The organism is Spartobacteria bacterium UBA695, from assembly GCA_002298145.1.
Taxonomy (GTDB): domain Bacteria; phylum Verrucomicrobiota; class Verrucomicrobiia; order Chthoniobacterales; family Chthoniobacteraceae; genus UBA695.
This window is the reverse complement of the sequence record DBMP01000015.1, coordinates 231971-252829: the sequence shown is the minus strand read 5'-3', so window position 1 is coordinate 252829 and position 20859 is coordinate 231971. Positions and strand designations below refer to the sequence as shown.

General features: G+C 61.8%; 20 protein-coding genes. 11 read left to right on the top strand and 9 right to left on the bottom strand.

Annotated elements, in window-relative coordinates; all coding sequences use genetic code 11:
• Nucleotides 1-2: 2 nt before the first annotated feature.
• The 5 genes from B2828_RS10060 (at nucleotide 3) to B2828_RS10040 (ending at nucleotide 6748) form a co-directional block, all read left to right on the top strand.
• Nucleotides 3-968 (top strand): Amuc_1099 family pilus-like system protein, encoded by a 966-nt coding sequence (locus B2828_RS10060; protein WP_479633597.1) that lies wholly within the window; start codon nucleotides 3-5, stop codon nucleotides 966-968.
• A gap of 124 nt (nucleotides 969-1092) precedes the next feature.
• Nucleotides 1093-3726 carry an Amuc_1098 family type IV pilus outer membrane protein gene (locus tag B2828_RS10055; RefSeq protein ID WP_479633596.1) on the top strand — a complete coding sequence of 878 codons (2634 nt, stop codon included), beginning with the start codon at nucleotides 1093-1095 and terminating at the stop codon, nucleotides 3724-3726.
• 21 nt (nucleotides 3727-3747) lie between these two features.
• Nucleotides 3748-4395, top strand: a complete 648-nt coding sequence (gene coaE, locus B2828_RS10050; RefSeq protein ID WP_479633595.1) for a dephospho-CoA kinase — start codon at nucleotides 3748-3750, stop codon at nucleotides 4393-4395.
• Nucleotides 4371-5693, top strand: a complete 1323-nt coding sequence (gene rho / locus B2828_RS10045) for a transcription termination factor Rho (RefSeq protein WP_479633594.1) — start codon at nucleotides 4371-4373, stop codon at nucleotides 5691-5693. The genes coaE and rho overlap by 25 nt, the downstream gene beginning before the upstream one ends.
• 2 nt (nucleotides 5694-5695) lie before the next feature.
• A complete protein-coding gene (locus B2828_RS10040; protein ID WP_479633593.1) occupies nucleotides 5696-6748 on the top strand; it encodes a ribonuclease D in 1053 nt (350 codons plus the stop codon).
• Nucleotides 6749-6796: 48 nt separating this feature from the next.
• Here B2828_RS10040 and dcd read toward each other — a convergent pair whose 3' ends face one another.
• Together dcd and B2828_RS10030 are read right to left on the bottom strand one after the other, a co-directional pair.
• Nucleotides 6797-7378, bottom strand: coding sequence for a dCTP deaminase (gene dcd, locus B2828_RS10035; RefSeq protein ID WP_479633592.1), 582 nt, complete (start codon nucleotides 7376-7378; stop codon nucleotides 6797-6799).
• Nucleotides 7375-8139, bottom strand: coding sequence for a pilus assembly FimT family protein (locus B2828_RS10030; protein ID WP_479633591.1), 765 nt, complete (start codon nucleotides 8137-8139; stop codon nucleotides 7375-7377). The genes dcd and B2828_RS10030 overlap by 4 nt, the downstream gene beginning before the upstream one ends.
• Nucleotides 8140-8325: 186 nt before the next feature.
• On the opposite strand from B2828_RS10030, the gene B2828_RS10025 reads away from it, so the two are divergent.
• The 3 genes from B2828_RS10025 (at nucleotide 8326) to B2828_RS10015 (ending at nucleotide 10570) form a co-directional block, all read left to right on the top strand.
• Nucleotides 8326-8886: a hypothetical protein gene (locus B2828_RS10025; protein WP_479633590.1), complete on the top strand. Its 561-nt coding sequence runs from the start codon at nucleotides 8326-8328 to the stop codon at nucleotides 8884-8886.
• Between the two features lie 217 nt (nucleotides 8887-9103).
• Nucleotides 9104-10048: a YihY/virulence factor BrkB family protein gene (locus B2828_RS10020; protein WP_479633589.1), complete on the top strand. Its 945-nt coding sequence runs from the start codon at nucleotides 9104-9106 to the stop codon at nucleotides 10046-10048.
• Nucleotides 10049-10135: 87 nt separating this feature from the next.
• The gene (locus B2828_RS10015) at nucleotides 10136-10570 is read left to right on the top strand and encodes a hypothetical protein (protein ID WP_479633588.1); all 435 of its coding nucleotides are present in this window, start codon (nucleotides 10136-10138) and stop codon (nucleotides 10568-10570) included.
• Between the two features lie 22 nt (nucleotides 10571-10592).
• Here the strand turns inward: B2828_RS10015 and B2828_RS10010 are convergent, their stop codons facing one another.
• Nucleotides 10593-11336: a DUF3313 family protein gene (locus B2828_RS10010; RefSeq protein ID WP_479633587.1), complete on the bottom strand. Its 744-nt coding sequence runs from the start codon at nucleotides 11334-11336 to the stop codon at nucleotides 10593-10595.
• A 70-nt stretch (nucleotides 11337-11406) separates the two neighbouring features.
• On the bottom strand, nucleotides 11407-12678 hold the full coding sequence (locus B2828_RS10005) for a U32 family peptidase (RefSeq protein WP_479633586.1): 1272 nt from the start codon (nucleotides 12676-12678) through the stop codon (nucleotides 11407-11409).
• A gap of 86 nt (nucleotides 12679-12764) precedes the next feature.
• Between B2828_RS10005 and B2828_RS10000 the strand changes: the two genes are divergently transcribed.
• Nucleotides 12765-13424, top strand: coding sequence for a ThuA domain-containing protein (locus tag B2828_RS10000; RefSeq protein WP_479633585.1), 660 nt, complete (start codon nucleotides 12765-12767; stop codon nucleotides 13422-13424).
• A gap of 404 nt (nucleotides 13425-13828) precedes the next feature.
• On the opposite strand, the gene B2828_RS09995 is transcribed toward B2828_RS10000, so the two are convergent.
• Genes B2828_RS09995 through B2828_RS09975 form a run of 5 tightly spaced genes read right to left on the bottom strand, consistent with a single transcriptional unit; the run spans nucleotide 13829 to nucleotide 17407 of the window.
• The gene (locus B2828_RS09995; RefSeq protein ID WP_479633584.1) at nucleotides 13829-14758 is read right to left on the bottom strand and encodes an MlaA family lipoprotein; all 930 of its coding nucleotides are present in this window, start codon (nucleotides 14756-14758) and stop codon (nucleotides 13829-13831) included.
• Nucleotides 14755-15375, bottom strand: a complete 621-nt coding sequence (locus tag B2828_RS09990) for an MlaC/ttg2D family ABC transporter substrate-binding protein (protein ID WP_479633583.1) — start codon at nucleotides 15373-15375, stop codon at nucleotides 14755-14757. Before B2828_RS09990 ends, B2828_RS09995 begins: the two co-directional genes overlap by 4 nt.
• A 25-nt stretch (nucleotides 15376-15400) precedes the next feature.
• Entirely contained in the window at nucleotides 15401-15865 is a 465-nt protein-coding gene (gene mlaD, locus B2828_RS09985) for an outer membrane lipid asymmetry maintenance protein MlaD (RefSeq protein ID WP_479633582.1), read from the bottom strand.
• Between the two features lie 10 nt (nucleotides 15866-15875).
• Entirely contained in the window at nucleotides 15876-16622 is a 747-nt protein-coding gene (locus tag B2828_RS09980) for an ABC transporter ATP-binding protein (protein ID WP_479633581.1), read from the bottom strand.
• Nucleotides 16623-16633: 11 nt separating this feature from the next.
• Nucleotides 16634-17407, bottom strand: a complete 774-nt coding sequence (locus B2828_RS09975) for an MlaE family ABC transporter permease (RefSeq protein ID WP_479633580.1) — start codon at nucleotides 17405-17407, stop codon at nucleotides 16634-16636.
• 288 nt (nucleotides 17408-17695) lie between these two features.
• Between B2828_RS09975 and B2828_RS09970 the strand changes: the two genes are divergently transcribed.
• Nucleotides 17696-19180 (top strand): PhoH family protein, encoded by a 1485-nt coding sequence (locus tag B2828_RS09970; protein ID WP_479633579.1) that lies wholly within the window; start codon nucleotides 17696-17698, stop codon nucleotides 19178-19180.
• Nucleotides 19181-19431: 251 nt separating this feature from the next.
• On the top strand, nucleotides 19432-20838 hold the full coding sequence (locus B2828_RS09965) for a HAMP domain-containing protein (protein WP_479633578.1): 1407 nt from the start codon (nucleotides 19432-19434) through the stop codon (nucleotides 20836-20838).
• Nucleotides 20839-20859: the final 21 nt, after the last annotated feature.

Genomic DNA, 20859 nt, shown 5'->3' with positions numbered 1-20859 from the left:
TTATGGACTGGATCAAAAAGAACTACGATCGCTTCGCCCTGATTGTCGCGGCGGTAGCGCTGCTGGTATCGTCGATTTTCCTGATTCTGACCGCTCGCGGGTTCTCCGATCGCTTCGCCCCCGTGCTCACCGATCCGCCCCACGGCAAAAAAGTCGTCTCGCTGGAAACCGAGGCCATGGAAAAGGCCAACACCATCCTCCAGACCCCGCCAGAATGGAAAGCGCACAACGGCTCCCTCTTCGTCTCGCGCAAATACGTTGGCAAGACCGATCCCATCACCAAGAGAGATTCGCTGATCGACCCCTTCGAGCCCGGTAGCCCCGCCCTGCATGCCCCCGTTCCCAACGACTGGTTCCTGCAAAACGGCCTCGCCGACCGCATCCTCGACAACGACGTCCTCGACCAGGACCCCGACAAAGACGGCTTCACCAACCTTGACGAATTCAACGGCCAGACCAACCCGGTTGACCCGGCGTCCCACCCCGCCTACATCACCAAGCTGCGCCTTAAGCAATTCGTCAAAAAATCCTCGCGCCTGAAATTCGAGGCCTACGACGACGACGGCAACTTCCAGATCAACACGGTCGACGTCAAACAACCCTCTCAGTTCGTCAAGATCGGCGACACCATCCAGGGGACCAAGTACAAGGTCATTTCTTTCGAAAAGAAGTCGGTCCTCAACGAGCGCACCGGCGTGGATGAAGATGTCTCCACCCTCACCGTGGAGAATACCGAGACACACCTCCGCCTCGTCATGACCGTGCGCCACCAGGCAGACTCGCCCGATCTCTACGCCCGTTTCGCCTACCTCTGGGACAGCACCGAAGTCATCGTCAAGAAAGACGGCACCTTCACCCTCAAGCCCGAAGCTGATATCCAGTACAAACTGATTGACATTGGCGACGCCGAGGCACTAATAATAAACGTTAAAACTGGCGATCAGATCAAAGTTCCCCGCCTGGAGTGAGTGGGCCGCGCAAGTACGGTTTGCTCCCTCTTTTTTCATGTAACCAGAAAACACCTCTTCGCCCGGCGCCCACGGCTCGGCACGACAATTTCACCCTCCTAGAAAGTCCGTAGACAGCCTGTATATGATCAAGCCCCCGTTGTACATCCTCAGTTCGGCCGTGTGCTTAGCCGCGGTCGTACCCGTCCGTGCCGGCGATATTCCCCGCTCCAGTGCCCAGCATTCAGTCCAGGGAATAGCCGACCGCGAAATTGCCCGTCGTAACGACCAAGTGGCTCAGGCTCAAAGAGCCATCGCATTGGGCGACGCCGCATTTGCAAAGAAGGATTACGACACCGCGGTGCAGCAGTATAAATTTGCCGCCGACGCCCTGCGTGACGCCCCCGTGACGCACACCCTGCGCCGGGCCGCCATCGAGCGCTACACCACCGCCAGCGTCAAACTGGCCGAGCGCCAGATCGCCGAGGGCAACTTCGCCCAGGCCGAGGCGACCGCCAAGGCCGTCCTGGCTCCCGAGTATAACCCCGGCAGCAAAGAGGCCAAAACGCTTCTGGCTCACCTCTCCGAGCGCGGTTACTACAACAAAACCATCACCCCGAAATTCCACGCCAAGATCGAGGAAGTTCGCGACCTGCTGGCCAAAGCCCAGGGGTATTACGATTCTGCTCAATACCAGAAAGCGATGGACACCTACGACCAGGTGCTCACCGTCGACCCGACCAACACCGCCGCCCGCGAAGGCCAGATCCAAGTCGACAAAGCCCGCCAGGACTTCGCCGAGCGCGCCTACGACGAGACCCGCGCCCGCATGCTTTGGAAAGTGACCGACGCCTGGAAGCAGCCCATCCACCGCGTGCAGGCAAAGTCGAGCATCCTCGGTAGCTCCGCGCCCGCGACGAACAACACCGTCGCCATCCAGAACAAACTCAACTCCATCATTATCCCGAGGGTTGAGTTCAAGGACGCCACGGTTCGCGAGGCCATTGAATTCCTCAAGGTTAAATCGCGCGAACTTGACCGCGATCCGGATCCCTCCCGTCGCGGCGTGAACATCGTTCTCCAGCTCGACAGTGGAAGTGGCGCTCCTTCTGCTCCCTCCGCCGACGCTGGCGCTGGAGCCGCTCCCGCGATTCCCGGCCTCGAAACCGCTACCCCGGTCGCAACAGCCGGTGGGGCAGGTGGCGGTGGAGCCGTCGGCACCCAGCCGATCACCCTTTCGCTTTCCAACGTGCCGATGGCCGAAGTGCTCCGGTACATCACCAGTCTCGCGGGCCTGAAATATAAGATCGACCCGTACGCCGTCGCGGTAGTCCCGCTCACGGCCGTTTACGACACCCTTATCACCAAGGAATACAAAGTTCCGCCGGGCACCTTCAGCACGACGGCGGGCGGGGCTTCCGCCTCCGGCAGCCCAGCGACCGCCCTTCCGACGGCTGGCGCGGCCACGCTTAGTAGCGGTGGCAGCAGCGTAGCCAACCACGTTCCCGCCAAGGACTACTTCTCCAGCATGGGCGTCCAGTTCCCTCCGGGATCCTCCGCCACGTTCATCGCGACCAACAGCCGCTTGATCGTCAAGAACACCCAGGAGCAGATCGAGCTGATCGACAACCTCGTGGAAGCCTTGAACGGCACCGTGCCGTCCCAGGTTGATATCGAAGCCAAATTCGTCGAAATCACCCAGACGAACCTGAAGGAACTGAGCTTCGATATTACAGGCGGTTCCCTCGGCTTGGGCCGTTTGAGCTCGGCTGGATCCATCTTCTCCGGAAGCGCCGGTGGTTCCTTGACCGCCGCCAACCGTTCCGGTGTCGGCAGTACTGCCGGAGCCGCTATCAGCAGTAACGCCATCGACTCCCTGCTCTATCCCAACAGCGCGACGGGAGCCCCTGCTCCCACGGTGTTCGGAGTCAGCGGCGTCTTCGGCGACGCCTCCTTCAGAGCGCTCATGCGCGCATTGAACCAAAAGAAGGGTGTCGATCTCCTTTCGTCCCCGCGCGTGACCTGCAAGAGCGGTCAGGAAGCGGAAATCGAAATCGTTCGCGAGTTCAAATACGCGACTGAATACAACCCGCCTCAAGTCCCGAGCTCCGGCAGTTCCACCACCCTTATGGTTGTAACGCCGACTACACCGACCGCGTTCGATGTCAAACCCACCGGCGTACGTTTGCATGTGAACCCGACGGTAGGGGCGGACGGCTCGACGATCGACCTACAGCTTGAACCGCAGGTGGTGGAATTCGAAGGTTTCATCAACTACGGCACCCCGATCTACGGCGTATCCGCCTACACTTCGGGCAACATTGTTAAATCGGTATACGACACCGTCAAAGATACGATCACGTATTTCTATGACACGAGCACTAGCAACACACTGCCTCGTGCCATGATTACCGAGAACGTCATCAACCAGCCGATCTTTAGCACCCGCCGCGTGCGCACCAGCGTCAGCGTGTGGGACGGCCAGACGGTCATGCTCGGCGGCTTGATGCGTGAAGACGTTCAGAAGGTCGAAGACAAGGTTCCCTTCTTCGGCGACGTGCCGCTCGTTGGCCGCTTCTTCCGCTCTTCCGTGGATCAGCACCAAAAGCGCAACCTCATGATCTTTGTCACGGCTCGGTTGATCAACCCGGCTGGCGATCCGATCAACAACGAGGACGAGGATAAGGACGATACCGGCGTATCGACCGCGGGCGGACTGCCCGGCGCCGCCGGGGCCGACAACGCTCCGCTCCTCGCTCCGCAACTGCCGCTGAAATAGCGGCAGCGGACCCAAGCGTTCGTGCCTGTCATCGGGATTACAGGAGGCATTGCCTCGGGAAAGTCGAGCTTCACTGGCCGGCTTTCCCAGCTCCTGAAGGCGGAAGTATTTGACGCCGACGCCACCGCGCGCGAACTGGTCCAAAGTGATTCCGGGGTCCGGCTGCTCCTCCAAGAGCGGTTCGGACCCTCCGCTTTTTCAGCCGATGGCGGTGTGGACCGGCAATGGCTCCGGGAACGGGTCTTCGCCGACGAAAGCAAGCGCCGTATCTTGGAGGAAATCCTCCACCCGGCCATCCGGGCCCGTTGGACGGCAAAAGCAGGGGCTCTCCGAGGCTCCAGCCCGGGGCGCACAGGGAAAGCGCCAGAGTGGCTTCTTCTGGATATCCCGCTGCTGTACGAGGTGGGAGCCGAGGGCCAATGCGACGCCGTGGTCGTAGTGGCCTGCCGGGAAGCGACTCAGATTGAGCGGATTGTGGCGCGGAGGGGACTTTCCCCGGAAATGGCGTGTAAAATGATCGCATCACAAACGAGCCTTGCTTCCAAAGCCGCTCGGGCCGATTATGTCGTCTGGAATGACGCGCCCGAAGCGCGCCTCGATGAACAAGCCGAACTTTTTGCGAGATACCTGATTAGAAACGCACTATGGATGAACAACCTGCCACGATAACGCCGTCGGCTCCCGAACCGGAGTCGCCCCAGCGCCCTGGCCGCCTCCATCTCGACGAACTGCACGCCATGACCTTTGCGGCCCTGATGGAACGCGCCGAGGCCTTGAGGATGCGCGTCAATCCCGATCGTACCAGGCACCATCTCATTTTCGATTTGATGAAATTCCATGCCAGCCATGGCGGGGAACTCATCGCCGAGGGCGTCCTCGAGCTGACTGCCGGGGAGCACCAAGGCTTCCTTCGCTGGCCCCGGTTCAGCTTCAAGCCCTTTCCTGAAGACGTCTCCGTGCCGCGCTGGATGATCCAGCGTTACGGCCTCCAGCAGGGCCATCTTGTTTCCGCCAAGCTTCGGTGCCCCCAGGGCAAGGACCGCTGGATGACCGCCGACCAGATCCTCTCCATCGAAGGCATCCCGCTGGAAAAATGGGAACCGCCGAAGCCCTTCGACAACCTTACCGCTCTCTTTCCCGACCAGCGCATCGTTCTGGAGAACAACGTTACCCGCACCCTGACGGGCCGGGCCGTTGACCTGATCACCCCGCTGGGCCGCGGCCAACGCGCGCTCATCGTCGCCCCGCCGCGTGGTGGCAAGACGATGATCATGAAAGACATCGCCAAGGCCATTCGCGCCAGCTCGCCGGAAACGCACGTCATCCTTTTGCTCGTCGATGAGCGGCCCGAGGAAGTCACCGACCTCAAGCGGGAAGTTGACGCGGAGATCTTCTCCTCCACCTTCGACGAGAGCGCCCCGCGCCACGTGCAGGTGGCCGAGATCGTCCTGGACCGCGCCAAGCGTCTCGTGGAGCTGAAAAAGCACGTCGTCGTCATGCTCGACTCCATTACCCGCCTCGCGCGCGGTTACAATAATCTGATGCCCGGCAAAGGCCGCATCATGTCGGGCGGCGTGGATGCCAAGGCGCTCACCAAGCCAAAGAAATTCTTTGGTGCGGCCCGTAACGTCGAGGAAGGCGGCAGCCTCACCATCATCGCCACCGCGCTCGTTGATACCAACAGCCGGATGGACGAAGTCATCTTCGAAGAATTCAAGGGCACCGGCAACATGGAGCTGCACCTGGCCCGCGAACTGGTGGAAAAGCGCGTCTTTCCCGCTATCCACATTCTCAACTCCGGCACCCGCCGGGAGGATCTCCTCTATCATCCGGACGAATTTGCCCGGGTGAGCCTGCTGCGCAAGCAGCTCGCACAGTTGCCGCCGATGGAGGCCATGGAGATCCTGGTCCAACAGCTCAAGGCGACCAAAACCAACGCTGAACTTTTGCTAAGAGGCTTGCGCTAGAAGTGATCGAATCGTCCGAAGCCCTTGCCGAATTTGTAGACGCCATGCGTCAAGTGGGGCGCATTGGGCTCGATACCGAGGCCGACAGCCTCCACTGCTACTTCGAAAAGCTCTGCCTCGTGCAGATCAGCATTCCTGGCCAGGACGTTCTCATCGATCCGCTGGCCGGGTTCTCGCTGGAACCGCTTTTCGCGGAGCTGCCCCGGCACGAGATCATCATTCAGGGGCTTGATTACGACTTGCGGCTCCTGCGCCGCGCTGGGCTGACGGAGGTTGGCGGCGTGTTTGATACGATGATTGCCGCGCGCCTGGTGGGCTGTACCGAGTTCAGCCTGGCCGCGTTGCTTTTGAACCATTTCGGTATCACGCTGGCCAAGGGTTCGCAGAAGGCCAACTGGGCCCGGCGGCCCCTCTCGCCGCAAATGATCGAGTACGCCGGTAACGATACGCGGCACCTGGAGGCGCTTGCCGTCAAGCTGGAGGACCAGCTCTGTCAGCTTGGCCGCATGGAGTGGTTCCGGCAATCGTGCGAAAAGGCCATTGAAGCCACGCGGATTGTCCGCGAGCGCGAAGCGGAAACCGTCTGGCGCATCTCCGGCAGCGGGCTCCTTCGCGGGCGTTCGGCGGCGTTGCTGCGGGCGCTGTGGCATTGGCGTGATGACGAAGCCCGCGCGGTCGATAAACCCGCTTTCCATATTTTGCGCAACGACCTCTTAATCGAATCCGCGCAGCGCTTCGCCCAGGGGGACCCGGTCCACGTTCCGCATCTTTCCGGGGGACGGGCCCGCCGGTTTTTCCAGGCCGCCGAGCAGGCGCTGGCGCTACCCGAGAGCGAGTGGCCGCAGCCGATCCGCAATCACCGTCCCCGGCCCACTCCGGCGATGGAAAAGCGCTTTGATGAATTCAAGGTTCGCCGGGATCACGCCGCCGAGCACCATCGCATCGACCCTTCGCTGATCGCCTCCAAGAGTTTGTTGGAAAACCTTGCCCAGGATACCGACGCCACGCTGGAGCGCATCCTGCCCTGGCAGCGGATGCTGCTCGGGCTGGAGTAGAGGCGAGGTGAGACGCGGAGATGAGCGCTGCGGCGTTCTCTGTTTGCTCTAGACCTTGGGGAGGGTGATGCGCTGGGGTTGCTCCTGGTATTTCCCTTTGCGGTCGCTGTAGCTGGTTTCGCACGGCTCGCCCCGGAAGAAGATCATCTGTACGACGCCTTCGCCAGCGTAGACGCGGCAATCGGCGGCGCTGCTGTTCGAGAATTCCAGGGTCAGATGCCCGTGCCAGCCTGCTTCCGCCGGGGTCACGTTGGCGATGATCCCGCAGCGCGCGTAGGTGCTCTTTCCGACGCAGATGGCGCTGACGTTTTCCGGCAGGCGCAGGGCTTCCACCGCCACGCCCAGGCCGTAGCTGCGGCTGGGCAGGATGAAGTAGTCGCCATTCTCGTCGTGGAGCAGCGCGGCGGTTTTGAGGTTTTCCGGGTTGAAATGCTTCGGGTCCACGACCGTGCCGGGGATGTGCTGGAAAATCTTGAACTCCCGGGGGGAAAGCCGCAGGTCGTAGCCATAGCTCGAAAGGCCATGGGAAAGGATGGGGGTGGCCCCCTCGCAGCGGATCAGCTCCGGCGCAAATGGGTCGATCATGCCCTCGCGGGCGAGTTCGGCGATTTGGAGGTCGTTCAGGATCATGGTTGGTAGATTTTCACCGCTCCCAGAATGCCTGAAATTTGCACGGCGGCAACGTTTTGGCTGCTCGAATCGACCTGCCCTCCGCGCGCCGGTTGCAGGCCGAGCTCGATTACCGGGCGCATCTTGTAGGTGCCGTTGACCTTGGCCTCGCCCCGGGGGGTGAAGAGGAGGGTTTTTTGGAAAAGGTAGGAGGGCGCGCCGTTGTTCAGCGGATACTGGAAGGGGAAGCGGGAGGTCGTGGCGGGGCGGCTGCCCGTGGTCTGGTTGATTTCGCCATAGCGTCCGTAGGATTCGTCCACGGCGGGCCTTCCGGCGAACGAGGCGTCCGCGCCGGTGCCGAGATCGAAAAGGCCGAGATGCGCATTCTCAATTTTGACCAGCTTGCCGACTTGAATGAGACGATCGGAGGCGATTTGCGCCCTGTCGCCGTTCTCATTGTAAATTTCCGTGCCATCGCGGGAGGCCACCACTGACATCAGGATGCGCCCGTTTCCGGCGGTCCCGGGGGCCCCGGCCTCCTCCTCGAAAAAGCCGACCCAGACGTAAGTGCGGTTGGCCGTCGCGTAGGTCCGGGCATTTTGCAGCACGCCCGCGATCTCGTAGGCCGCGGTGCTCATTTTCCCCGGGCCTTGCAGCGCCTGGATCGCGGGGGTGGAGAGGGTCATTAGCGCTACCAGAATCGCCATGCCCGCCATGAGCTCCAGCAGCGTGTAGGCCGTGCGGGTGGGTCGTTTCGAAAGTGAAAAAGGCGCAGATTTCATAAACAAGCCTCCCCCTGGCGCGCCAATCAGGGGAAGTCGGCTCCGCGGGTTCCGGTAAAGCCCTATTTAGAGGGCCAAACCATGCCGCGGCGCAAGCCTCTTTTTTGCCGATGGCGCGCCCGGGGATGACGGCCGCCCGGCAGAGTCGATCCGAAACTTTTTAGAGAAACGCGTCACTAATCACCTATGAAAAAATCTGTATTCGCAATCCTCAATACCCGTCAACAAGCCGAGACCGTCGTGGATCGCCTGAAAAACGCGGGATTCCTAAGCAGTGACATCTCGATGCTCTTTGCCGATACGTCGGGCACCCGGGATTTCGCGCTCGAACACGAGACCAAGGCTCCCGAGGGGGCTACCACGGGCGGCACTACGGGGTTTGTTGTCGGAGGCATCCTGGGGTGGCTTGCGGGCATTGGCAGCCTGGCCATTCCGGGGCTGGGAGCTTTTATCGCGGCCGGTCCGATCATGGCGGCCTTGAGCGGTGCGGCGGTCGGGACTGCCGTGGGCGGTATTGTCGGGGCGCTCGTTGGCATGGGGATCCCGGAGTTCGAGGCCCGCCGCTACGAGTCGAAGATCAAGGAGGGCAACATTCTCATTTCCATTCACACGGAGAATTCCGAGCTGGCGGAGCGGGCCAAGGACATTCTGAAAACCCATCACGCCGAGGACATCTCGACGGGATCGGAATCCTCGGTCCACGAGTCCCACCAAGGCCGGGGCGGATTCCCCAAGCCGGGGGATTAAATCGCTTGCGAGGGGGCGGAAAAAATTTGGGAGAGCGGGGCGGTTCTCTGAAAAGGGAACCGCCCTTTTTTTGGGGAAACGGGGGCAGGCGGGGCGTTCCCCAGACCTCGATTTCCGCGATCCCAAGAGCACCTTTGGCTGAGGCCATTCGCCTTTGCCCTGGAGGCATAAATATCCACTCGCCACCCCTCGAAAAGCTCTTATAGTGAGCGGGAAAATGAGACTTCAAAGCTTCCGTAGTCGCGTGGTTGCCCTGGGCCAACGCATCGGGAGCCTCTTTTGTAGCGGCGCTTTGGAGGGAGGCCGCCGACTCTGGGCCATTATCGTCACCACGATCAACCGGTACGTGGAGACCGATGGCGAACTGCGGGCCGCGTCATTCGGTTATTACGCCTTTTTCGCCCTTTTCCCTCTGCTGCTGCTTTTCGTCTACGTGGGCACCATGATCCTCGGCAACAAAGAAGAGGTCGCCAGCCAGGTGCTCCATTTCGTCGGCCAGTACATCCCCACCAACCCCAACGAGCGCGACATCGTCTCCGAAACCGTCCACGGCGCGCTCAAGGCGAGGGGACAGGCCGGGTTCGTCGCTCTGCTCGCCTTGGCTTGGAGCGCCCTGCGCTTCTTCCAGGCGTTGGTCCACGGCGTCAACCGGGCTTGGGGAACGCAGGAATACTCCTGGTGGCGGCTGCCGATCGCCAACTTTGGCATGGTCTTGATCCTCGCGGCCACGCTCGGCCTGGGCGTGCTCGCGCCCGTGCTCATGACAGCCATCGAGGCGTACTGGCGGGCCCATGCCGTCGCGGGCTTCGAGGTGCTGGTCTATTCGTTTTCCATCACCCGGCTCACCCTGCCCATTGCCGTCCTCTTTTACGGCCTCTTGATGTTCTACAAGTATGCCCCGCGCCGGAAAACCTATGTCCGGGAGGTTTGGATGGGGGCGTTTCTGGCGACGTTGTTTCTCCAGATCCTGCAAAAGCTGTTCGTCGTCTACTGGAGCAACTTTGCCCGCTTCAACGTCATCTACGGCACGCTGGCGAGCGTCATTGCCGTGCTGATGTGGATTTACCTCGCCGGATCGATCATCATCTTCGGCGGCTGCTGGTGCGCGGCCCAGTATGAAGTGCTCAACGGCAGGCGCGCCGAGCCGGACTCCAAACCGTAACGGAAACGACACCTAACCTCCTCAGGCTACGCTGTTTTTGAGTTGCCTAGGGGGAGGCGAACGCATAGAACAAAGTCCCGTGCCAGCATGGGGCTTTTTCCTGTGCCGGTGGAAAAAGCAAACTACCTTGTTCCCGTGGCTTATTCCCTTTGCACCCTAAGGTTTGTCCTACTCGCCATCATCCTGGCGTGCGGTGCTTCACTGCCCCTGAACGCCGCTCCCGCAGCCACCCCGGCGCCCCAGTTTGAGACCGACGCGACCCAGCTGGAGCTGCTCCAGGCCCGATGCGATGAGCGGGACCAGAAAGTGATCCGCCTCTTTACCGCGCTCGGCGTTTTATCGTTTTTCGGAGCAGTTTGCGCCATCTGGGCCCACCGAACCTGCCGCAGTGCCGCGCTCTGGTTCGGGATCGGGTTCGCCCTGAATATTATTTCGTTCCTCTTAATAGGCATTGTGAACCGCCGTAATCGCGGGAGGAAGCGATACCGGCGGTTCATTAGCTATTGGTATGTAAGCCGTTAGGGCAGCCGTTTTGGGGGCTAGCTCAGAACGGGTTCATCGTCACCCGCATGGCTCCGGGAATCTTTACCGGGCAGGGCGTGGAGGCCAGGCGCTGCATCTCCTTTGCCCAGTCTTGCACGGCCCGGCGGCCGTGGCCGTACTCGGAGTAATCCCGGAACGAGACGATCGAGAGCTTGTCAAATTCCCGGTCGGCGTATTGCGCCAGCAGCTCGCCCGTCTCGGCGTTGCGCAGCTTGGCTTCGAAGCCGATCCGGCCGTGCGTAAACGGCGAGCCGACGACGTTCGCGCCGGGCGCCACGACGCTCGCTCCGGTCAGTAGGACGTTGCCCGGAACGTTGGTCGGCTGCAACTCTACGAGGGCCAGCTCCAGCACGAGCGTGCGCGGGCCGGGCCGCAGCATGACGTGGTGGTAGCCGTCGCTCGCGAAGGTTTTCTGGAACTCCTCGCGCATGTAGCTGGCAACCTCGCACACGTCTTTTTGCGGCAGACGTGGAGAGGCTTTCAGGTAGGAGGTATTGACCGGGAGGATGACGATCCGGTCAAAGCCGCGCACCCGGTCCCATGCCGCGGGGCTGGGATTGCGCCAGACGCGGTTGAAGGGCGTGCGGCCGCAGTCGGTGCCCATTTTCTCGGGGTGTTCCAGGAAATTAGTGGGTGGCGCGGGGCTGGCTTTTAAAAGGCCCGCCTGCACCTGGGAAAACGCCATTGCAACGCTCGCGCAGACGAGCGCCGCCGAGGCCTGCCATGAGGTCAAAGTTAGCTTCATATACCTGGGAGTTCGCAACAAACTGCCGGTCTGTTCTTTCCCGCAACGCAAAAAATGCCCGGTTGGTGGGTCAGTCTTTCCGCAGTGTCACCAGGAAGACACGGTCGCGGGGGCGCACCCGCTCGGGGACGGCCACGGCCACCCGCTCGCCGCGTTCGGCGCTCGCGCGGGCTTCGTGCTCGATCTGGATCGACGTCACCGGCACGCGCACGCTCCCCGTGGTGGGGCCCTGGATGAGGAGCTCGTCGCCCAGGGCGAAGCGCGCGCCGCGCACCTGCACCTCTGCCGCGCCCGCTCTTCGGTAATAGTTGGTCACATCGCCCACGATCTGCTTGCTGCGGCTGGCGCTGCTGCCCCGGCCCGAGGCCCATTGGTTGAGCGGCTGGCCCATGTAGAACCCGCTGGAAAGCCCCCGGTGGTAGGCGCCGTCGAGCTTTTCCGTGAGCCGCTTTTTCAGCTCCTCAAACGCTTCGCGGAAGCCCGGGCTCCGCTTGCGCTCGAAATAGAAATCGACCGCTTCACGATAGGCGGCGGTGACGGTCTCGACATACTCAGGAGTACGTGCGCGGCCCTCAAGCTTGAGGCTTGAGACGCCTGCGTCGAGGAGCTGATCCAGGAAGGGCATCGTGCAGAGATCCTGGGGGCTCAGCAGATAGTTGCTCCCCAGCCGGTAGGCGAGCCCGCCGTCGTCGTCCACGATCCGGTATTCGCGGCGGCACGGCTGGAGGCATTCGCCCCGGTTGCCGGATTTTCCCAGCCGTTCCTCCGATAAAAAACAGCGCCCGCTGAGCGAAACGCACATCGCCCCGTGGGCAAAGACCTCGATCTCGATACCCCGGGCCGTCTCCGCCCCCAGGATACGCGAGAGCCCTCGGCGAATAGCCCGCAAGTGGGCCAGCGTGCACTCCCTTGCGAGCACAAAGCGCTGGACGCCGAACGTCCGGTGCCAGGCCGCCAGGCTCTCCGAATTCGAGACCGACGCCTGCGTGGAGAGCGCCACGGAGAGGCCGAGCTTCGTCGCCTTTTCCACCACCGCGAAGTCCCAGCAGATGATCCGGTCGATCCCGGCGTCGCGGGCGGCGAGCAGGATGCGCTCGACCTTGCGCAGCTCCGGCTCGTAGACAATCGTATTGAGCGCCAGGTAAGCGCGCGCTCCGGCGGCGTGGCATTCCGAGGCGATCCGGGGGAGCTGTGGCACGGTGAAGTTCTTGTAATTGGCCCGCATATTCATCCCTCGCACGCCGAAGTAAACCGCGTCGGCCCCGGCTTTGAGGGCGGCGCGCAGGCAGGTCCAGTCCCCGGCGGGGGACATCAGTTCGGGTTTTTGGGTGCGGGTGGACATTTCGCGGAATAGCTTCCCCGAGATTGGCCCAAAAGTCGAGGGGCAGGCTCGACAACCGCCCGCCTGGTGCCCTATCCCATAAAGGCATGATTACTTTCCTGGCCGACGACCATTACGACGCCCACCCCGGGGCGGCTCTCCATGAAGCCATCGCGGGCCGCTTCCCCATCGCTTTTGCCGAGAACGATCTTTCTCCGCTGGAGGCCCCTGGCTTCGCGGAGAAGACCGAGCTGCTCATCCTCAACGTGATTGGCGAGACCTGCGGCCAGCCCGCCCCGAGCGCCGCCGCCGAAAAAGCCGTGCGCGCCTATGTCGAGGCCGGTAAGCCGCTGCTGCTGCTCCACGGCTCCAGTGCCGCGTTTTGGCAATGGGCCTGGTGGCGCGAAATTGTGGGGCTGCGCTGGGTGCGCGGCGGCGATCCGGACGGCGTGGAGCCCTCCACCCACCCGGTCCGCCCCTACCGCGTGGATGTTTCCAAGTGCCGCCACCCGCTTTGCAAGAAATTGCAGCCGATGGACTTGGGTGAAGATGAAATCTACACGCGTCTGGAGCAGGTTTGCCCCGTGACAGTGCTTCTGGAGACGACCACCGTGGAGGGGACCTTCCCCCAGGCCTGGGAAAATACCACGCCCTGGGGCGGCCGGGTTATCGGATTCCTACCGGGACACAAGAAAGAGATCGTGCAGGCTCCGGCGATGGTCGCCAATGCCGTGACGCTGATTGAGGACCTGCTGGCGAAGAAATAGGCGCGGCCTATTACGTAATACCTCGTTGTCAATCTCGGGTTGGCAACGGCGGGAAAATCAGGAGATTCCTGAACTTAATGCTGTTATCTCTTGTTAAGATAACAACAGAAAGTCCACAATCCTCCCAAAAGAAACAACACGCTCCCCAGCATGCCTTGGGTCTGTGTTATTGAAGATCCACGTAGATAGATGTAACCGGCGCCCCCGTTGGAATATGCCCCGTAGATCTTCATCGCGAGAATAACGCTCCCGAAGAACAGAACCATGGAAAAGAGCAGCATGCTTTTGTCGCGCATATAAAGGCGAATAGGTTAGCCGTCACTTAACCTCGGCAAGCATCGGGGTCGACTTTTGAAACTTGACGGTATGGAATAAAGACGAAAAAGAGCGGATCCCTTATTCCCCTATTTCTTGTCCTGCCCCACCACCTTCGTTTTCGCCCGCGGCTTGCTCTGGACTTTTTCCTGAGCCTTTTCCTGAGTGTTATCTTGTGCCTTATCCTGGGCTTTCGCCCGCACCTTTTCCAGGGCGTGGCGGCGGTTCTCGAAGTAGGCCGAGCGCATGGCGACGTAAGGGTCCAGCGTGCCTGCTTTGAGGGTGTCGTACTCCTTGTAGTGCAGCGAGGTGTAGTTGACGGTGTTTGCACCCGTGACGGCGAGGCCGATCCAGTCCGGGTTGATGTAGAAGGTGGGGTTCAGGAACATGTCGCCCACGGATCCCACGGCGCCGCGCGCGCTGGAGGGGCCCAATACGGGGAGGTTCAGGTAGAACCCTGAGGGGATGCGGTAGGTGGCCAGGGTCTGGTCGAAATCCGCCGGTTGGGGCTTCAGTTTCCAGCGGCTGGCCGGGTCGAAGAGGCCGCCGATGCCGACGGTGGTGTTGACGACGAAACGGGCGGTCTCGACGCCCGCGCCGGTGAACTGGCCTTCCAGCAGGTTGTTGACGCCGCGCACCGGGTATTTCAGGTTCACGAAGGCGCGGTCGAGCGATTCGCGCACGGGCGTGGGCGCGATGAACCCGAAGCCGCGCGAGATGGGCTTGAGCACCCAGCTGTAGAGCTTGTCGTTGAAGGTGAAAAAGACGCGGTTGACTTTCTCGATCGGATCGGAGACGGCCGGGGCGGGCTGTTCGGCGGTCGTGGAATTGGATTCGGCAAAGGGGTCGTGAAAGGAGCCGTCGGCGGCTTTTTTTTCCGTGCTGTTGGACTGGAGCTTTTTCCCGACCGGCCCGGCGTTGTCGAAGGGATCGTTAAAGACGCTATCGCTTACCAGATCGACCCCGCGAGCCAGCGGGGCGGCGGCGAGCAGCAGCAGGCAGAGGAGAGTGGGTTTCATCGGAGGTCGGGCGAAGCGGGTTTCTTGGCTTTGATTTCCTGAATGAGTCCATCGTACCCGGATTTTGCGATAATGGCATCAAATTGATCGCGGTAGTTCTTCACCAGGCTCACGCCTTCGATGATGACGTCGTAGACCTTCCAGTCGCCCGCGGCGTTTTTCTGCATCCGGTACTCTACGGGGTGATCGACGTTGCTTTTGGTGGTGAGCAGGATTTTCACCTGGGCGTAGTCGGTGCCGCTGTCCTGGATGATTTTTTCGCCCTGGTAGGCGATGTGGTCGAGTTCGCCGTAGTAGGTGGCGATTTTCTGGGCGTAGGTTTCTTCCAGGAACTGGCTGAAGAGTTTGATGAATTCGGTTTTCTGCCCCGGGCTGAGCTTGGCCCAGTGGCGGCCCAGGCAGGCGCGGGCGCTTTCTTCCCAGGCGAACCGGGTGTCCATGGCTTTCTGGACGAGCCCGATGCGCTGGGCTTTTTTGTCGTCGCCCTGCACTTTGGGGTCATTGAGGGAGGCGAGGACTTTGTCGGTGGTGGTCTTGATTTCGGCCATGGGGCTGCCCGCCAGCGCTCCGGCGGCCAGCGAGATCATACAGGCGGCGGTGATGAAGAGTCGTTTCATAGAGGTAGACGGGGGGGAAGATGGCTTAGTTCGCGGCGGGCTTGGGGGAGGAGAGGTTGCCCTGGACGTACTTGGAGATGAGGCTTTCGATGTCGAGGGCGGGTTCGGTGTTGATGAGCCGCCCGCCGGGGGTGACGGAGCGTTCGTCTCCGCCGGGGGTGATCTCCACGTATTTCTCGCCGATGAGTCCTTTGGTTTTGATGGAGGCCATGGCATCTTTTTGCAGGACGATGTTGTGTTTGATGCTAAAGACTACCTTGGCTTCGTAATCCTCCAGCCCGATGGACTTGATGCGGCCGACTTCGACCCCTGCGATCATGATCGGGCTGCCGACTTGGAGGCCGCTGCAATTGGTGAAGACGGCCTGGACTTCGTAGCCGTTGGCGGCGAAAAAGTCGTTGCGGGCGACTTGCAGGCTCAGGATGGCCAGGCAAAGAATGCCGAGCGCCATAAAAAGGCCGACATAAAATTCGAAATGGCGTTGTTTCATAGGAATCTCGTTAACGAAGACGGATCGGCCCCTCGATGTTGCCGTTCACAAATTGGTCGATGATGGGGGCCGGGGAGGTGCGCAGGGTCTCCGGGGTCTCCTCGGCGACGATTTTCCCCTCGTGCAGCATGGCTACTTTCTGAACGATGCCGAAGATTTCCGGGATCTCGTGTGAGACCAGGATGCCCGTGAGGTTGAGCCGCCGGTGGGCGGAGTCGAACAAGTTCAGGATGGAGTTGACCACCATGGGGTCGAGCCCCGTGGTCGGTTCGTCAAAGAGGATGATCTCCGGGGCGCGGACCAGCGTGCGGGCGAGGGCGGCGCGCTTGAGCATGCCGCCGCTGAGCTGGGCGGGGAATTTGTCCACGGCTTCGGTGAGGCCTACGAGGTCGAGCTCCGTCATGACGCGTTTGCGGATTTCTGTTTCGCTCATCCGGGTTTTCTCCCGCAGGGGAAAGGCGACGTTGTCGTAGACGGTCTCGGAATCAAAGAGCGCGCCGTTCTGGAAGACGTAGCCGACGCGGCTCCGGAGGGCTTCAAGCTCCTTGTGGGGCATCTGGTTTACGTCCCGGCCATCGACGAGCACGGTGCCTGAGTCTGGCTTGACCAGGCGCACGATATGGCGCAGCAGCAGGCTCTTGCCGCTGCCGCTGAGGCCCACGAGCGCGACGAATTCTCCGGCTTTGACCTCAAGGTTGACGCCGCTCAAGACTTCCTGTTTGCCGTAGGTTTTATAGAGATTTTGGATGCTGATCACGGGGGCTCCTTCTATTTAATGATCAGCGCACTTAAGAGATAGTCCAGCACGAGAATGAGTACCGAGGCGTTGACGACCGCCTGCGTGGTGGCGGTGCTGACCCCTTCGGCTCCGAAGCGGCTCTTGAAGCCCTTATAGCAGCAGACCCAGGCGATCAAGAGGCCGAAGCAGGCTGCCTTGTAGGTGCTGTTGAGGACGTCTTGGAAGACCACGTAGTTGTGCATTTCGCCGAAGTAAACTCCGGCGTTAAGCCCCTGCACGCGCACCCCCAGCAGGTAGCCGCCGAAGATGGCGACGACGTTGAAGACCGCCGAGAGCAGCGGCATCGCGACGACCAGCGCGATCAGGTTGGGTACGACGAGGTAGCGCACCGGGTTAAGGCCCATCAACTCCAGGGCGTCGATCTGGTCATTGATGCGCATGATGCCGAGCTGTGCGGTGATCGAGGACCCGGCGCGGCCCGTGACCATCAGCGCGGCGAGCACGGGGCCCAGTTCGCGCAAGAGCGAGAGGGCCACCAGCGGCCCGAGAAAGGCCTCTGAGCCGAGCTGCCGCAGCGAGTGGTAGCCCTGGAGGGCGAGCACCATTCCGGTGAAGGCCCCGGTGAGGCAGATGACCGGCATCGACTTCCAGCCGATGAACCAGATTTGCTTGATGACGCGGTTCCACTTGATCGGCGGGGCGAAGCAGACGGCTACTGACTCCACTAGGAAAAACGTACACTCCCCGAGCGAGGAGAGTTGCCCGATGAACCAGCGCCCAAGCTGAGAAAAACGTGCGATCATAGGATTTCCCCGCGGGCAGGCAGGGAAACCGACTTTCCGCGAGGCGTGCCCAAGCCAGCCTCGGCCGAATGCGCAACATGGAAGCGGAAATTCATTGATTGGAGTATCCATGTAACGCCCGATCCCCGCCGGTTGTCAAGGAACAGTGGCAAAGGGGCCCTTCCCGAGCGGCTTTTTGGGCGCGGCGAAATATTTCCCCCTGGGGCTTGATTCCGGTCTCGACTTCCGCCCCCAAAACCGCTTTCCCTTGCACCCGAACGGATTGCCTGCACTTTAGCTAGACCCGACATGTCCAAAACCCGTTACGTCCTCGATACCTGCGTCATTCTCGAAGATCCCCAAGCCCTTTTCGCCTTCGGCGAGCACGAAGTGGTCATCCCCGTGGAGGTGCTCTCCGAAACGGACCGGAAAAAGACGGAGCGAAGTGAGATCGGCGCCAACGCCCGGGAGTTCCACCGCCTGCTGGAGACGACGCTCAACCCGACGATGTTCCCCGACTTCATGGAGGACCCGGAGAAGGCCGTCAAGACCCCCGGCGGCGGTACGCTGCGCATTACGGGCCTGACGGCCTCGCGCCGGAAAGCCCACAAGCTGGAGGAGGCGGCCACGGAGGCCTTCGGCGGGCCCTCCATTACGGATAATTTGATCCTCTGCGCCGCTCTGCGTGAACGCGAATCGGCCAAGGGAAAATCGACCCGCGTAGTGCTGGTCACCAACGACATCACCCTGAGGCTCAAGGCCCAGGTCTGCGGCCTCCCTGCGGAGAAATACCGCCGCATCAGCGCCAGCCGCGAGGAAACCGCGCTCCTCTCCGAGCCGATCCCCAAGCTGGTCCTCGAACCGACCCTCTTCCAGCGCTTCGCCACCAAGGGGACCCTCGATCTCGAACCCGAGCAGCAGCCCGCCAACCGCTTCGCCTCCTACGTGCTGGTCAGCAGCGGCGTGGGGCACGCCCTCCCGGCCCGCATTAGTGGCCTCAAGCTGCGCCGCCTTAAAATCCCCAAATGCTACGGCGGCCGCCATGGCACGGAGATCCGCCCGCGCAACCTGGAGCAGACCTGCTTCTACGATGCCCTGCTCGACCCGGAGATCCAGATCGTCACCGCCGCCGCCCGCGCGGGCACGGGCAAGACGCTCCTCTCGGTCAACTCGGGCCTGATCCACCTGGACGAAGGCACCTACAACAAGATGTGCGTGGCGCGGGCCACCGTGGGCATTGGCAAGGACCTCGGCGCGCTGCCCGGCGGCATCGAGGAGAAGCTTTTCCCCTGGACGCGGATGATCTACGACTCGCTGGACCGGATCTTTACCCCCGGCCAGAAGGAGGGCAAAGACGGCAACGAGAAGCGCACCCGGGGCGCGCTGCCGCACAAAGGCCAGTCCCCCTTGCAGGCCGTCAAGGCGCAGACCGCCGCGCCCAACGGCGGCAAGGTCCACAAACCGTACGACTTCCTGCTCGAACAGGGGCTCCTGGAAATCGAGCCGCTCTACTACCTGCGCGGCCGCTCCATTCCGAACGCGTTTTTCATCGTCGACGAAGTGCAGAACATCAACTTAAGCGAGCTGAAAACCATCGCCACCCGCATGGGCGAGGGGTCCAAGCTGGTCTTGATCGGTGATCCGAGCCAGATCGACGCCCCCTACCTGAGCCCGGAGAATAACGGCCTCGTCCACGCCGCGCGCCGCTTCGCGGGCCAGCCGATGCACGCCCATGTGGCGTTGCAAAAGGGTGAGCGCAGCCCGTTGGCGGAATTGAGCTCCAAGCTGCTCTAATGCTGGGCCCGGGGGCGGGTTAAAAACAGCGCTAAGCCATTTTAGTTCTTGGATTTACGCATTGGCGGATTTACGCTTTCGCACGAAGGCATACCGGTCCCCCCATGCCCCCCCTCTCGCCTAGCTGGCTGCTGATCCCCCTTCTGCGAACACCGCATAATTTGCGCGGTGTCGACGCTGCTTTTTTGTCTTCTGCTTTCCTGGCAAAACGGTGTTTTTTTTGACCCTCCTCGCCCCCCTCTTTTGATCCCATGATCAAGCACCCCACATCCCTGCGGCTCCGGTTGATGTTTCTTGTGGTGACGGCGGTCCTGCCGATTTTCGGGCTGATGCTCTACCAGGCCGCCAGCGAGCAGGGCCGGAAATTAAAGGAATGCGAGGACGAGGCCCGACGCCTGGCCTCAATGGCGGCGGGGAGTATCAGCCAAGCCACGGAGGGGGCCCGGCAAATGCTCCTGGCGCTGGCCTGCACGGAGCCCGTTCGGACGATGAATGTGGAGGCGGCCACGCCGCTGCTGGCCGATCTGCTCAAGCATTCCCAGGGGTATGTGAACATCGGCCTGGTGCGCTCGGACGGCGTGATCGTCGCCAGCGCGTTGCCCATGAAAGAGCCGGTGTATATCGACGACCGTCTCTGGTTCCGCACCTTGCGGGAGACGGGTGAACTGGCCGTCAGCGAGTACCTGACGGGGCGCATTTCGGGGAAACCGGCCATTAACCTCGGCTTCCCGCTCTATGCGTTACCTGGGAACTCGTTTCCCGGAGCGCTTTTCGCCTCGCTTGACTTGGAAATGATCCAGCGCTGCCTGGCCCAGATCCAGCTTCCGAACCGGGCCGTCATCCTGGTGGTGGATAAGCAAGGAACGTGCGTCGTTCGCCGTCCCAAGACGAGCCAGACCGGGGTTCCCGCCCGCTCCTGGCTTGTGTTTCAGAAGCAGGGTGCGCGAGTGGGGGTGCCCGTGACCACGACGGGCAACGACGGGACGCTGCGCGATTACCATTACGTCAGCCTGCCAGGGATCGACGGGCTCATGGTCGCGGTGGGCATCTCCAGGGCGGACGCCACGGAGGAAAGCCGGGCGGAATTCCGGCGCAACCTCTACATCCTGGTGTTCTGGACGGCGGCATCGCTTGGGGTGGCGGGGTTGGTCGGCCAGGCCTCCGTTCTCAAGAACGTCAACCACCTCAGCGCCACGGCCCGGCGGCTGGCCGCGGGGGACTGGAGTGCGTCGGCTGCCATGTCCGGCGGGGCCTCCGAGATCCGGCATCTGGCCAGCACGTTCGACGCCATGGCGGCAACCCTGCGGCGGCATAACGAAGACCTGGAGGAACAGGTCCGCCAGCGAACCGCCGAGCTGAGCGCCGCCAATGCCTGCCTCACCGAAGCGCTCGCGCAGGTCAAAACGCTCAACGGCCTCCTGCCGATTTGCAGCGGGTGCAAAAAAATCCGCGACGACCAGGGCTACTGGAGTCAGATCGAGCTCTACATTTCGGCCCATTCCGGGGCCCAGTTCTCCCATAGCCTTTGCCCGGATTGCGCCAAAAAATACTTTCCCGAGCTGGATTTAGACGAACCGCTCCTCGCCGAGCTCCAGCCAACGGCGCAATCGGTTCCCCCTGCGGGAGATGCGCCTCCGCAGACCCCGGAAAAAGCCTGATATTCCAGGGAAGGATTTGTG